The organism is Pseudomonas fluorescens, assembly GCF_000967965.1.
Taxonomy (GTDB): Bacteria; Pseudomonadota; Gammaproteobacteria; order Pseudomonadales; family Pseudomonadaceae; genus Aquipseudomonas; species Aquipseudomonas grandcourensis.
In genome coordinates, this window is sequence record NZ_LACC01000023.1 from 170,634 (window position 1) to 184,295 (window position 13,662).

At 60.5% G+C, this 13,662-nt stretch carries 12 protein-coding genes; 6 read left to right on the top strand and 6 right to left on the bottom strand.

The features are described 5' to 3' along the window. Positions 1–248: 248 nt before the first annotated feature. The 5 genes from VC35_RS19160 (at position 249) to VC35_RS19180 (ending at position 4,160) form a co-directional block, all read left to right on the top strand. A complete protein-coding gene (locus VC35_RS19160) occupies positions 249–908 on the top strand; it encodes a FadR/GntR family transcriptional regulator (RefSeq protein ID WP_046041979.1) in 660 nt (219 codons plus the stop codon). Then, positions 898–2,202, top strand: a complete 1,305-nt coding sequence (locus VC35_RS19165; protein WP_046041980.1) for a CynX/NimT family MFS transporter — start codon at positions 898–900, stop codon at positions 2,200–2,202. Before VC35_RS19160 ends, VC35_RS19165 begins: the two co-directional genes overlap by 11 nt. 111 nt (positions 2,203–2,313) lie before the next feature. After that, positions 2,314–2,784, top strand: a complete 471-nt coding sequence (locus tag VC35_RS19170) for a nuclear transport factor 2 family protein (protein ID WP_046041981.1) — start codon at positions 2,314–2,316, stop codon at positions 2,782–2,784. A gap of 40 nt (positions 2,785–2,824) precedes the next feature. Next, positions 2,825–3,136 carry a GIY-YIG nuclease family protein gene (locus tag VC35_RS19175; protein WP_046041982.1) on the top strand — a complete coding sequence of 104 codons (312 nt, stop codon included), beginning with the start codon at positions 2,825–2,827 and terminating at the stop codon, positions 3,134–3,136. Between the two features lie 88 nt (positions 3,137–3,224). Beyond that, on the top strand, positions 3,225–4,160 hold the full coding sequence (locus VC35_RS19180) for a glutathione S-transferase family protein (RefSeq protein WP_046041983.1): 936 nt from the start codon (positions 3,225–3,227) through the stop codon (positions 4,158–4,160). Between the two features lie 175 nt (positions 4,161–4,335). On the opposite strand, the gene VC35_RS19185 is transcribed toward VC35_RS19180, so the two are convergent. Further along, positions 4,336–4,686, bottom strand: a complete 351-nt coding sequence (locus tag VC35_RS19185) for a glutaredoxin family protein (protein WP_046041984.1) — start codon at positions 4,684–4,686, stop codon at positions 4,336–4,338. Next, a complete protein-coding gene (gene yejK / locus VC35_RS19190; RefSeq protein ID WP_008018580.1) occupies positions 4,686–5,690 on the bottom strand; it encodes a nucleoid-associated protein YejK in 1,005 nt (334 codons plus the stop codon). The genes VC35_RS19185 and yejK overlap by 1 nt, the downstream gene beginning before the upstream one ends. Before the next feature lie 396 nt (positions 5,691–6,086). Here yejK and VC35_RS19195 point away from each other — a divergent pair, with 396 nt between their 5' ends. Then, positions 6,087–6,368, top strand: coding sequence for an HU family DNA-binding protein (locus tag VC35_RS19195; RefSeq protein ID WP_007905514.1), 282 nt, complete (start codon positions 6,087–6,089; stop codon positions 6,366–6,368). 72 nt (positions 6,369–6,440) lie between these two features. Here VC35_RS19195 and rlmF read toward each other — a convergent pair whose 3' ends face one another. From rlmF to VC35_RS19215, 4 genes are all read right to left on the bottom strand, one after another. Next, positions 6,441–7,469 carry a 23S rRNA (adenine(1618)-N(6))-methyltransferase RlmF gene (gene rlmF / locus VC35_RS19200; RefSeq protein WP_046041985.1) on the bottom strand — a complete coding sequence of 343 codons (1,029 nt, stop codon included), beginning with the start codon at positions 7,467–7,469 and terminating at the stop codon, positions 6,441–6,443. A gap of 157 nt (positions 7,470–7,626) precedes the next feature. Beyond that, positions 7,627–10,473 (bottom strand): valine--tRNA ligase, encoded by a 2,847-nt coding sequence (locus VC35_RS19205; RefSeq protein WP_046041986.1) that lies wholly within the window; start codon positions 10,471–10,473, stop codon positions 7,627–7,629. Between the two features lie 241 nt (positions 10,474–10,714). After that, positions 10,715–12,031 carry an MFS transporter gene (locus VC35_RS19210; RefSeq protein ID WP_046041987.1) on the bottom strand — a complete coding sequence of 439 codons (1,317 nt, stop codon included), beginning with the start codon at positions 12,029–12,031 and terminating at the stop codon, positions 10,715–10,717. 394 nt (positions 12,032–12,425) lie between these two features. Then, positions 12,426–13,658, bottom strand: a complete 1,233-nt coding sequence (locus VC35_RS19215) for a transporter associated domain-containing protein (protein WP_046041988.1) — start codon at positions 13,656–13,658, stop codon at positions 12,426–12,428. Positions 13,659–13,662: the final 4 nt, after the last annotated feature.

The following is a 13,662-nucleotide window of genomic DNA, read 5'->3' on the forward strand; positions in this document are numbered from 1 at the left end:
GAGTTCCGGGTTTATTTTTGCCTGAAATTCAAGCTTTTCTGTGGCGAGGGAGCTTGCTCCCGTTGGGCTGCATAGCGGCCCTAAAGTCTTCAAAATCATGGACGATTGTGAGTGCTGCGCACTCAAGCTGGAGCAAACTCCCTCGCCACAATTGCCTGCTTCATTGCATCTTTGTGGTTGCCCGGCGGGAAAATGCTGACTAACATGTCAGAAAATTCATCCTATGATTGGATGAAAGGGCGAATTCCATGTCAGAAATTTCTCCATTGGTGAAACGATCCCTGGTCGATCAGGCTCTGGATCAGTTGCGCCTGCGCATCAACCAGGGCACTTGGGTCGTGGGCCAGCGTTTGCCCACCGAGCCTGAGTTGTCCGCCGAGCTGGGCATCAGCCGCAACACCGTGCGTGAAGCCATGCGGGTGTTGGCGTTTTCCGGGTTGATCGAGATCCGTCAGGGCGACGGCAGCTACCTGCGGGCGGTGGTCGATCCGCTCGATACCTTGAAGGCGCTGTCCCGTTGTTCACTTGAACAGGCCAGGGAAACCCGGCACATCCTCGAAGTCGAGGCCATTGGCCTGGCGGCAATGCGCCGTACCGACGAAGACCTGGTGGCATTGCGCGAGGCCCTGGGCGTCAGCGGCAGCCACTATCACGGCGATCTCGACACCTACATCGCCTGCGACCTGGTGTTCCACCGCCGTCTGGTGGACGCCGCGCATAACCCGACCCTCAGCGAGTTGTATCGCTATTTCTCCAGCATCGTCGGCGCGCAATTGCGCCAGACCCTGAGCATCGTCCCGCGCCGTCAGGAAGTGTTCGACCTGCACATCGAGCTGCTCGATGCCGTCGAACAACGCGACCCGGAACGGGCCAAAGCCCTGTCGAGGCAGTTGATCAATGAACCTTGAAACCGAGAAGTCCATGCACCGCAGTGAGTTATCCACAGCCTCCAAACGTTCGACCGAACTGGAAGAGCTGCTGATCGATGCCGAGGCCGATGACGAACAGGTCCAGCAAACCCACCCGATTCTGCGCCGCCCCTGGCTGTTGCTGCTGGGCCTGATTCTGGTGGCGCTGAACCTGCGCCCGGCGCTGTCGAGCATGGCGCCGATGCTCAGCGAGGTCTCGAAGTCCCTTGGCTTGTCGGCGTCCGCGGCGGGATTGCTGACCACGTTGCCGGTGCTTTGCCTTGGCCTGTTTGCACCGTTGGCACCCGTGCTGGCGCGGCGATTTGGTGCGGAGCGGGTGGTGCTGGGCATTCTCCTGACCCTGGCGGGCGGGATCATCCTGCGCAGCTCGTTCGGTGAGATCGGCCTGTTTGCCGGCAGTGTGCTGGCCGGTGCCAGCATCGGCGTTATCGGCGTGTTGCTGCCGGGCATCGTCAAGCGCGATTTCCCGAAACAGGCCGGGACCATGACCGGCGTCTACACCATGGCCCTGTGTCTGGGTGCGGCGATGGCGGCGGGTGCGACCGTGCCGTTGAGTGAACACTTCGACAAGAACTGGGCGATGGGCCTAGGTTTCTGGGTCATTCCGGCATTGGCGGCTGCGCTGTTCTGGTTGCCGCAAGTCGGCCAGAAACACGGCGCGCACAACGTGGCCTACCGCGTTCGGGGATTGCTGCGCGATCCGCTGGCCTGGCAGGTGACCCTGTACATGGGCTTGCAATCGTCCCTGGCCTACATCGTGTTCGGCTGGTTGCCGTCGATCCTGATCGGGCGCGGCCTGACCCCGACCCAGGCCGGACTGGTGCTGTCGGGTTCGGTGATCGTGCAACTGGTCAGCTCCCTCGCCGCACCATGGCTGGCGACGCGCGGCAAAGATCAGCGCCTGGCGATTGTGATCGTGATGGCCCTGACCCTCGGCGGTCTGTTCGGCTGCCTTTACGCCCCGATTGAAGGTCTGTGGGGCTGGGCGATCGTGCTGGGGTTGGGGCAGGGCGCCACGTTCAGCCTGGCATTGACCCTGATCGTGCTGCGCTCGCGGGACTCCCATGTCGCGGCGAACCTGTCGAGCATGGCCCAGGGCTTCGGTTACACCCTGGCGTCCATGGGGCCGTTCGCGGTCGGCATCGTGCATGACTGGACCGGCGGCTGGACGGCCGTGGGCTGGATCTTCGGTGTCATCGGCCTTGGTGCGATCCTTGCCGGTCTGGGGGCCGGACGTGCGTTGTACGTGCAGGTCGAAAGCGAAAAGGTCTGATCCCCACACTCTGTCGGTATTCGTCTTGCGAATGCCGATAGTGTTCGACCCATTTGCAGACTATCGTGCAGGCAATCTTTCGATACCCATTGCACAACAGGGAGTCTGCCCATGAGTGAAGTCCACAGCGCTTTGATCACCCGCTTCTACCAGGCCTTCCAGCGTCTCGATGGCGAAGCGATGGCTGCCTGCTACACCGATGACGTGGTGTTCAGTGACCCGGCGTTCGGCGAGCTTCGTGGTCGTGATGCTGGCGATATGTGGTGCATGCTCACCACTCGCGCCAAGGATTTCTCCCTGACCTTCGATCATGTCCGTGCCGATGATCGTACCGGTAGCGCCCATTGGGTCGCGACCTATCTGTTCAGCCAGACCGGCAATACTGTGGTCAATGACATCCAGGCACGCTTTGTCTTTCGCGATGGCAAGATCTGCGAGCATCACGACAGTTTCGACCTGTGGGCATGGTCGCGTCAGGCGTTGGGTTTCAAAGGCCTGCTGCTGGGTTGGACGCCACTTGTACGCAACGCCGTTCGCTCACAGGCCCTGAAGGGGCTGAAGGCATTCCAGGCCAGTCGCTGATAAGATCGCGGCTTGTTTCCTTTCAAGCCCTGATCGTTACGTGACCACCCTCAGCGAAAGCCCCGTCGACGCCGATACCCCCGCGAGAAAAACCTGGTTCGTCTACCTCGTTCGAGCGGCCAACGGTTCGCTCTATTGTGGGATCAGTGATGATCCCGTGCGTCGCTTCGCCAAGCATCAAAGCGGCAAGGGCGCGCGATTCTTTCTTTCCAGCCCCGCCATGGCCCTGGTCTACACCGAACGCTGCCGTGACAAAAGCGATGCGTTGCGTCAGGAACGGCTGATCAAGAAACTCAAGAAGAGCGCCAAGGAATGCCTGGTGGCGAGCGCAGCCCCTGGCTTATCAATTTGACTGATCGGTTCCCATCAGGCAGATCTGTAGGCTGCCAGGTGATTGCGCGCTAAGCTGCGGACTCCTGATTCTTGCGGCGGAGCCGAGCATGTCCGAGTTGATTCTGCATCATTACCCGACGTCCCCCTTTGCCGAGAAGGCCCGCTTGCTGCTGGGCTTCAAGGGCTTGTCCTGGCGTTCGGTGAAGATCTCGCCAGTGATGCCCAAACCGGATCTCACGGCGTTGACCGGTGGCTACCGCAAGACCCCGGTGTTGCAGGTCGGTGCCGATATCTATTGCGACACGGCATTGATTGCCCGGCGACTCGATCAGGAAAAGGCCTTGCCGGCGTTCTTCCCGGAAGGTCAGGAAATGATCACTGCGTCGTTTGCCGCCTGGGCTGATTCGGTGGTGTTCCAGCATGCGGTCAGCCTGGTGTTCCAGCCGGAATCGATAGCGGTGCGCTTTGGCAATTTATCGCCGGAAGCGATCAAGGCGTTTCTGGCCGACCGTGCCGGTTTGTTCAGTGGTGGCAGCGCGACAAAATTGTCTACCGAACAGGCGAAGCATCAGTGGCCAACGATCATGTCGCGACTGGAGCAACAGCTGCAGCGCGAGGAGGGTGACTACCTGTTTGGCGAGCCATCGATTGCCGACTTCGCTCTGGCCCATTGCCTCTGGTTCCTCAAGGCCACGCCGGTGACGGCTCCGCTGGTCGAAGCTTATCCGGCAGTCAATGCATGGCATGCGCGGGTGTTGGGCTTCGGTCATGGTGCGTCCAGCGAGATGACGTCCGAGGAGGCACTGGAGGTTGCGCGCACGTCCACGCCAGCGGCATTGCCGGATGAGCAATTCGTCGATCCCAATGGATTCAAGGCAGGGCCGCGGGTAGTGATCGCAGCCACGGACTACGGTGTGGATCCGGTGGCCGGGGAGTTGTTGTTTGCCGGCCGCGAAGAGCTGATTGTGCGACGAGAGGACGAGCGTGGCGGTGTGGTGCACGTGCACTTCCCGCGGTTTGGTTTCCGGATTGAAGTGCAGTAACCGTCGTAACAGATATGGGTTTTGACTCGAACCTGTGGCGAGGGGGCTTGCCCCCGTTGGGCAGCGAAGCGGCCCCAGTATTTCAATGGGCCAAATCGCATTTGTAGGATTGCGACTGCTGCGCAGCCGAACGGGAGCAAGCCCCCTCGCCACAGGGTTGGGTGAATCTGATGGGTTACTTCAACGCCGCCAGAATCGCATCCGGGTCATACCCGCGAATCAGTGTCCCGTTCACATCGATGATCGGAATGCCGCCACCGCCCAGCGCCTGATAGTCCCCGCGCGCGACGGCATCCTTCTCGATATCGAATTCCTTGTACGCAATGCCTTTCTGATCGAGGAAGCGCCGGGTCAGCTTGCAGTAACCACACCATTCGGTGGCGTAGAGCACGACATTGGCCTTGGCCTGGGTCTGCTCCGGCACCACTTGCGATGGGTTGAACACCCGCTCGATCTTGCCCCAGTTCTGATAGGCCACGACCACCAGCAGGATCAGCAGGAATTTCTTCAGTACGCCGCCGAGCATCAGTTGCGACGCTTCAGCTGATCGGTGAGCGAAGTGGGCAGGCCCTTGATGATCAACGTGCCGGCTTCTTCGTCGTACTCGATCTTCGAGCCCAGCAGGTGCGCTTCGAAACTGATCGACAGGCCTTCGGCGCGGCCGGTGAATCGGCGGAACTGGTTCAAGGTGCGTTTATCGGCCGGGATTTCCGGCGAGAGGCCGTAATCCTTGTTGCGGATGTGGTCGTAGAAGGCCTTCGGGCGTTCTTCGTCGATCAGCCCCGACAACTCCTCCAGGCCCATTGGCTCACCGAGCTTGGCCTGGCTGCTGGCGTAATCCACCAGGGTCTTGGTCTTCTCGCGAGCGTCGTCTTCCGGCAGGTCTTCGCTTTCAACGAAATCGCTGAAGGCCTTGAGCAGGGTGCGGGTTTCACCCGGACCGTCGACGCCTTCCTGGCAGCCAATGAAGTCGCGGAAATACTCAGAAACCTTTTTGCCGTTCTTGCCTTTGATGAACGAAATGTACTGCTTGGATTGTTTGTTGTTCTGCCACTCGGAAACGTTGATCCGCGCTGCGAGGTGCAACTGGCCAAGGTCGAGGTGGCGGGACGGGGTCACGTCCAGTTCGTCGGTCACGGCCACGCCTTCGCTGTGGTGCAGCAGGGCGATAGCCAGGTAGTCGGTCATGCCTTGCTGATAGTGTGCGAACAGCACGTGGCCGCCGACCGACAGGTTCGATTCTTCCATCAGCTTTTGCAGATGCTCGACCGCCACGCGGCTGAACGCAGTGAAATCCTGGCCGCCCTCGAGGTACTCCTTCAGCCAGCCGCTGAACGGGAACGCGCCGGATTCCGGATGGAACAGGCCCCAGGCTTTACCCTGTTTGGCGTTATAGCTTTCGTTGAGGTCGGCGAGCATGTTCTCGATGGCCGCGGACTCAGCCAGTTCAGAGTCACGGGCGTGGAGAACTGCGGGTGTGCCGTCGGGTTTTTTGTCGATCAGGTGGACGATGCAATGACGGATCGGCATGGGCTTCTCGGCTGAATGAGGAGAGGAGGGCGTGCTCCCCCGAAAAAGCGCCCAGTGTACCGCAACCACTGGTTTTGGCGCGGTGCGAAGGGCAATTGAAGGGCGACCGACGGCGCTTATGCAGTTTTTTCCTGTTTTAGCGCAATAAAGCTGACCAAATGGGTAGCTAGAGGCGGATATTTCCACGCCTGTGTGCTAGCTTTGCCCGGTCTTGCGCGAAGTCACTGCGTTAAGCGTGCAGTCAGCATTTGTCAGGTCGAACCAAACCCTGATTTCGGTATCTATAACCCCGATCCCGAGGTTATTTGGCCGAGGGTGCCAGATCCAAAAGATCGGGCTCGATGGCTGACATTGCACTCTGCAATCCATATGAATTTGATAGGGAAGGAACACTAAATGGCTCTTACTAAAGACCAACTGATCGCCGACATCGCTGAAGCTATCGACGCGCCGAAAACCACCGCGCGTAACGCTCTGGACCAACTGGGCCAAATCGTTGCCGATCAGCTGGAAAACGGCGGCGAAATCACTCTGCCAGGTATCGGCAAACTGAAAGTGACTGAGCGTCCTGCCCGTACTGGCCGCAACCCTTCGACTGGCGCCGCCATCGAAATCGCTGCCAAGAAAGTGATCAAGCTGGTTGTGGCCAAAGGCCTGACCGACGCTGTTAACAAGTAAGACTTGTTAAGAAAAAACCGTGCACCGGAGCGATCCGGGCACGGTTTTTTTGTGGGCGCGATAAAGCGCTCACTACGCTGAAGCGTTGCTCCATCGTGCCTGGCGCCAGGCCTCTTGCTGCGCTTTGGTCTGGAAGGTCCAGGCGACGAAGCGGCTCTGCTTCTGCCCTTGGGACATTTCCACTACCTGGCTTTCCAGGGCACCGGCCTTTTTCAGGGCGGTCTGGATCGCCGGCAGGTTGGACGCCTTTGACACCAATGTACTGAACCACAGCACTTGCTGAGCGACCTGCACGCTTTCGCTGACCAGTTGGGTCACGAAGCGTACTTCACCGCCTTCACACCACAACTCGGCCGACTGGCCGCCAAAGTTCAACACCGGCAGCTTGCGTTTCGGATCGGCTTTGCCCAGGGCGCGCCATTTGCGCGTGCTGCCCCGCGTGGCCTCGTCCAGCGAGGCGTGGAATGGCGGGTTGCACATGGTCAGGTCAAAGCGCTCTGCGCTCTCCAGCAGGCCTGTGAGGATCTGCTTGGGATTGCTCTGCTGGCGTACCTGGATCGCTTTGTTCAGGCCATTGGATTGAACGATGGCCTTCGCCGCGGCGATGGCGGTCGCATCGATATCGGAGCCGAGGAACTGCCAGCGATAGTCGCTGTAACCGATCAGCGGATACACGCAGTTGGCGCCCATGCCGATGTCCAGCACCTTCACGGCGGCGCCACGGGGGATCACGCCGTCATTGCCACTGGCCAGCAGGTCGGCGAGGAAGTGCACGTAATCGGCGCGGCCTGGCACCGGCGGGCACAGGTAGTCGGCCGGGATGTCCCAGTGAGCGATGCCATAGAACGACTTGAGCAGCGCCCGGTTGAACACCCGCACGGCTTCCGGGCTGGCGAAGTCGATGCTTTCCTTGCCGTAAGGATTGATGATCACGAACTTCTTCAGTTCCGGCGCGCTTTTGATCAGCGTCGGAAAGTCGTAGCGACCCTGATGGCGATTGCGCGGGTGCAGGCTGGCCTTTTCCTTCGGGGCGACGGCCGTGGCCGGGGTCTTGGGGGCAGGCTTTTTGCGCGCAGGCTTGGGGGAGCGGGGGGCGGTCATGGCGGTGGTCGATTCGGGTATGGCTAAAAGTGGCGGGCATTGTCCCACATCTGTGGGGCAACACTGATCAAATGTGGGATCTGCATTGGATGCAGGAAAGTGACAGGCATAAAAAAGGGAGGCCGCATGGGCCTCCCTCATTTATTGCGATTTACCGTTACAGGCTGGCAATCCGCGCATGCTGCTCGGCCAGCTTGCCCAGGGCCTGTTCGGCCTCGGCCAGTTTGGCGCGTTCTTTCTCGATGACTTCGGCTGGGGCCTTGTCAACGAAGCCGGCGTTGGACAGCTTGCCGCCGACACGTTGCACTTCACCTTGCAGACGCTGGATTTCCTTGTCCAGACGCGCCAGTTCCGCACCTTTGTCGATCAGGCCGGCCATTGGTACCAGTACTTCCATCTCGCCGACCAGTGCGGTAGCGGACAGCGGTGCTTCTTCGCCAGCAACCAGCACGGTGATCGATTCGAGGCGCGCCAGCTTCTTCAGCAGGGCTTCGTTCTCGGTCAGGCGACGCTGATCCTCGGCGCTGGCGTTCTTCAGGAACAGCGGCAGCGGTTTGCCCGGGCCGATGTTCATTTCGCCACGGATGTTGCGAGTGCCGAGCATCAGGCCCTTGAGCCATTCGATGTCATCTTCGGCGGCCTGATCGATGCGTGTTTCGTTGGCCACTGGCCAAGGTTGCAGCATGATCGTCTTGCCATCGATGCCGGCCAGCGGCGCGATGCGCTGCCAGATTTCTTCGGTGATGAACGGCATGAACGGATGCGCCAGGCGCAGGGCGACTTCCAGCACGCGCACCAGGGTGCGACGGGTGCCGCGCTGGCGTTCGACCGGTGCGTTTTCGTCCCACAGCACAGGCTTGGACAGTTCCAGGTACCAGTCGCAATACTGGTTCCAGATGAACTCGTACAAGGCTTGTGCGGCCAGGTCGAAACGGAACTGGTCGAGTTGGCGGGTCACTTCGGCTTCGGTGCGTTGCAGCTGCGAAATGATCCAGCGATCGGCCAGGGACAGTTCATAGGCTTCGCCGTTCTGGCCGCAGTCTTCGCCCTTGTCCAGCACGTAGCGCGCCGCGTTCCAGATCTTGTTGCAGAAGTTGCGATAGCCTTCGACGCGGCCCATGTCGAACTTGATGTCGCGACCGGTGGACGCCAGCGAGCAGAAGGTGAAGCGCAGGGCGTCAGTGCCGTAGCTGGCGATGCCTTCGGCGAACTCGTCGCGGGTCTGCTTCTCGATCTTCTTCGCCAGTTTCGGCTGCATCATGCCGGAGGTGCGTTTCTGCACCAGGGCTTCGAGTTCGATGCCGTCGATGATGTCCAGCGGGTCCAGGACGTTGCCCTTGGACTTGGACATCTTCTGGCCCTGGCCGTCACGCACCAGGCCGTGCACGTACACGGTCTTGAACGGAACCTGCGGCGTGCCGTCTTCGTTTTTCACCAAATGCATGGTGAGCATGATCATCCGGGCAACCCAGAAGAAAATGATGTCGAAGCCAGTCACCAGGACGTCGGTGGAGTGGAATTTCTTCAGGAACTCGGTTTTTTCCGGCCAGCCGAGGGTGGAGAAGGTCCATAGGCCCGAGCTGAACCAGGTGTCGAGAACGTCGTTGTCCTGTTGCAGCGCAACGTCCGGGCCGAGGTTGTGCTTGGCCCGCACTTCGGCTTCGTCGCGACCGACGTAGACCTTGCCCGACTCGTCGTACCAGGCCGGAATCCGGTGGCCCCACCACAGCTGACGGCTGATGCACCAGTCCTGGATGTCGCGCATCCACGAGAAGTACATGTTTTCGTACTGTTTCGGCACGAACTGGATACGGCCGTCTTCAACGGCGGCAATCGCAGGTTCGGCCAAAGGCTTGGTGGACACGTACCACTGGTCGGTCAGCCAAGGCTCGATGACGGTGCCGGAGCGGTCGCCTTTCGGCACTTTCAGGGCGTGATCGTCAACGCTGACCAGCAGGCCGGCAGCGTCGAACGCGGCTACGATCTGCTTGCGCGCTTCGAAGCGGTCGAGACCGGCGTATTCGGCCGGGATCTTGCCGTCGATGGTTTCGTTCAGTGTGCCGTCGAGGTTGAACACCTGGCACGCTGGAAGAACGGCAGCGTTCTTGTCGAAGATGTTCAGCAGCGGCAGGTTGTGACGCTTGCCGACTTCATAGTCGTTGAAGTCGTGGGCCGGGGTGATTTTCACGCAACCGGTGCCGAATTCTGGGTCGCAGTAATCGTCGGCGATGATCGGGATGCGGCGGCCAACCAGTGGCAGCTCGACAAATTTGCCGATCAGGGCTTTGTAGCGTTCATCGTTCGGGTTAACGGCCACGGCGGAGTCGCCGAGCATGGTTTCCGGGCGAGTGGTCGCGACGATCAGGAAATCGTTGCCTTCAGCAGTCTTGGCGCCGTCGGCCAGCGGGTATTTCAGGTTCCACAGGAAACCTTTCTCGTCGTGGTTCTCCACTTCGAGGTCGGAAATCGCCGTGTGCAGCTTGGTGTCCCAGTTGACCAGGCGCTTGCCGCGATAGATCAGGCCGTCTTCGTGCAAACGGACGAACGCTTCCTTTACGGCTTCCGAGAGGCCGTCGTCCATGGTGAAGCGCTCGCGGCTCCAATCTACGGATGAACCGAGGCGACGGATCTGACGGCTGATGTTGCCACCGGACTCATCCTTCCACTCCCAGACTTTCTCGAGGAATTTCTCGCGGCCCAGGTCATGGCGGCTCTGGCCCTTGGCTTCGAGCTGACGCTCTACCAGCATCTGCGTGGCGATACCAGCGTGGTCGGTACCCGGCTGCCACAGGGTGTTGCGACCCTGCATGCGGCGGAAACGGATCAGGGCGTCCATGATCGCGTTGTTGAAGCCGTGACCCATGTGCAGGCTGCCGGTGACGTTCGGCGGCGGGATCATGATGGTGTAGGACTCGCCCGCGCCTTGCGGGGCGAAGTAATTCTCTGACTCCCAGGTGTTGTACCAGGAAGTTTCAATGGCGTGCGGCTGGTAGGTCTTATCCATGCGCGGCGGGACCCTATTGGCATTTATTCAGGAAAAGCCGGGAAGTATAGCGGGGATGAGCCGATGCGCGTAGAGCGAGGTGACAATGGGTGGGGGAAAGTTGTGGTTTTTCAGGGGGGGGTGTTTTGTCTGCAATGACGCCATTGCGGGCAAGCCACGCTCCCACAGGATCAATGTCGATCACAAAATAGTGGTTCGACAAAAGACCTGTGGGAGCGAGCCTGCTCGCGATGACTATCTGTCAGACAACCTGATTCAGGTCGTTATGCCGCGTTTCCTTCAGGCACAGCACCGCAATCAAACTCAGCACCGCCGCTCCGGACACGTAACCGCCGACATAGCTCAACCCGCCCATCGCCACCAGTTTCTGGGCGAAGAACGGCGCCGCGGAAGCACCCACGATACCGCCCAGGTTGTAGGCCGCCGAGGCGCCGGTGTAGCGCACGTGGGTGGGGAACAGCTCCGGCAGCAGCGCACCCATCGGCGCAAACGTCACGCCCATCAGAAACAGTTCGATGCACAGGAACAACGCCACACCCCAGGTCGAGCCTTGGGTCAACAGCGGCTCCATGAGGAAGCCGGACAGGATCGCCAGTACACCGCCGATGATCAGCACCGGTTTGCGTCCGTAACGGTCGCTGGCCCAGGCCGACAGCGGGGTGGCGGCAGCCATGAACAGCACCGCGAAGCACAGCAGGGCGAGGAAGGTTTCGCGGCTGTAGCCGAGTGTTGCCACACCGTAACTCAGGGAAAACACGGTGGAGATGTAAAACAGCGCGTAGCACACGACCATCGCCCCGGCGCCCAGCAATACGGGCGCCCAGTATTGGCCAAACAGCTCGAACAGGGGGATCTTCACTCGTTCCTGACGCGCCATGGCGTTGGCGAATACCGGGGTCTCATGCAGCTTGAGGCGCACGTAAAGGCCGACCATCACCAGTGCGGCGCTGAGCAGAAACGGAATACGCCAGCCCCATGAGCGGAACTGTTCATCGTCCAGCACCACGGCCAGGGTCAGGAACAGGCCGTTGGCCGCCAGAAAGCCGATGGATGGACCCAGCTGCGGGAACATGCCGAACCACGCGCGTTTGCCTTTCGGCGCGTTCTCCGTGGCCAGCAATGCCGCGCCACCCCATTCACCGCCCAAACCAAGGCCTTGGCCGAAGCGCAGGACGCAAAGCAGGATCGGTGCCCAGGCGCCAATGCTGTCGTATCCCGGCAGCACGCCGATCAGCGTGGTGCACACACCCATCAGCAGCAGCGAGGCGACCAGGGTCGACTTGCGGCCGATACGGTCGCCGAAGTGACCGAAAAGGGCCGAACCCAAGGGGCGCGCAAGGAAGGCGATGCCGAACGTGAGAAACGCCGAAAGCATCTGGGCGGTACCGGATGTCTGCGGAAAGAACACCGGGCCGATCACCAGCGCGGCGGCGGTGGCATAGACGTAGAAGTCGTAGAACTCGATGGCGGTCCCGATGAAGCTCGCGGTGGCCACGCGGGTGGCGGAGTTCGTTGGTTGCGTGGGTGTGGAGTCGCTGTAAGTCGTGCTGGTCGTCATGCGGTTATCCCTGACAGTCATGTGCTCCAGTGGAGCGAATTATTATGGTCGAGAACCCAGGGATGTGGGTGGAGGAACGGTCGCTGTTCAAGGTAGGAACAGTCGTCGGTTTGTTGCGGACTTTGCTGGTGGACAGGCCGGAAGCTGCGAAGTGCGGGGTAAGCACGGGGCCGGCAAGGCTTGGGTAAGCGCTTCGATTATAGGAAGGTGGCTAACGATCGAGCAAGAGTGCTTGCGAGGACATTGTGGCGAGGGGGCTTGCCCCCGTTCGGCTGCGAAGCAGTCGTAAAGTCGGCAGCCACGGTGTACCAGATGAAAAGTAGTTGTATGGTTTAGCACTGCTTCGCAGCGCAACGGGGGCAAGCCCCCTCGCCACAGGGATTTGCGCCAGGCGTTAGATAACCACAGGCATCGAGCTGGTCTGCCAGATCAGCACCCGCGTGACACGGTTGTCCTCGGTCTCGAGAATTTCCAGGCGATACCGGCCGATCTTCAGGCACACCGCGCTTTCAGGAATGGTTTCCAGCGCCTCGGTGACCAGGCCGTTCAGGGTTTTCGGGCCATCGCTGGGCAGGTGCCAGCCGAGGCTCTTGTTCAGCTCGCGAATGGACGCGGCACCGTCGATCACCAGGCGCCCGTCGGCTTGCGGATGAATGTGCGGATTGTCCAGGCTCTGCTGGCTTTCGAACTCGCCGACGATTTCTTCGAGAATGTCTTCCAGGGTGACGATGCCCAGCACTTCACCGTATTCGTCGACCACCATGCCCAGGCGCCGCTGCTGCTTGTGGAAGTTGAGCAGTTGCAGCTGCAACGGCGTACTTTCCGGCACGAAGTACGGCTCGTGGCTGGCCGCCAGCAAGGCTTCCCTGGTCAGGCTCGCATCGGGCAGCAAGTGAAGGATGTGCCGGGTGTTGAGGACAGCTTCGACCTGGTTGATATCACTGTGGAACACCGGCAGGCGAGTACGTCTGTTGTGGCGCAATTGTTCGATGATTTCTTCGATGGAGTCATCGAGATTGATGCCATCCACGTCGCTGCGCGGTACCAGGATGTCATTGACGGTGATGTTGTCCAGCGCATGGATGCCTGGCAGCGGGTGAGGGCGGCTTACGGTTTCGGAGGGCGCATGCCGCTCCGTCAGCGTTTCGTCCTCACTCTGTTGCACCACTTTGGCTTTACGGGCGAATGGCCGCGTCAGCAACTGACTGATGCTGCTGAGCAGCCATGCCGCGGGATAGATGATTTTCAGCGGCACCCGCAGCAGGTTGTTGCCCTGGGCCAGGATCGCATCCGGATAGCGAGCGGCGAGGGTGCGTGGCAAATAGTCGGAAAACACCAGCAAAATGGCGCCCGCCCCGAGGCAGGCGACCCACGGGCCGTTCTCGGCCCAGGTGAACATGGCCAGCAAGGTGCTGATGACCACCACCAGTGCACGGCACAGGGTGTTGCAAAAAATCAGGCTGGCCAGGGGAAAGCTGAGTTTCGCCACCGGTTTGTCGCTGGAACGCGTTGCGGTGCGCTGGGCCAGCAAATGCTGGTGCGCCGCTTCGATGGCGGTAAACAGCCCCGACCATAAAACCAGCAGGGTCACTACCGCGAGCATCGGCCCTATGGGCAAGTCGTCCATTAAT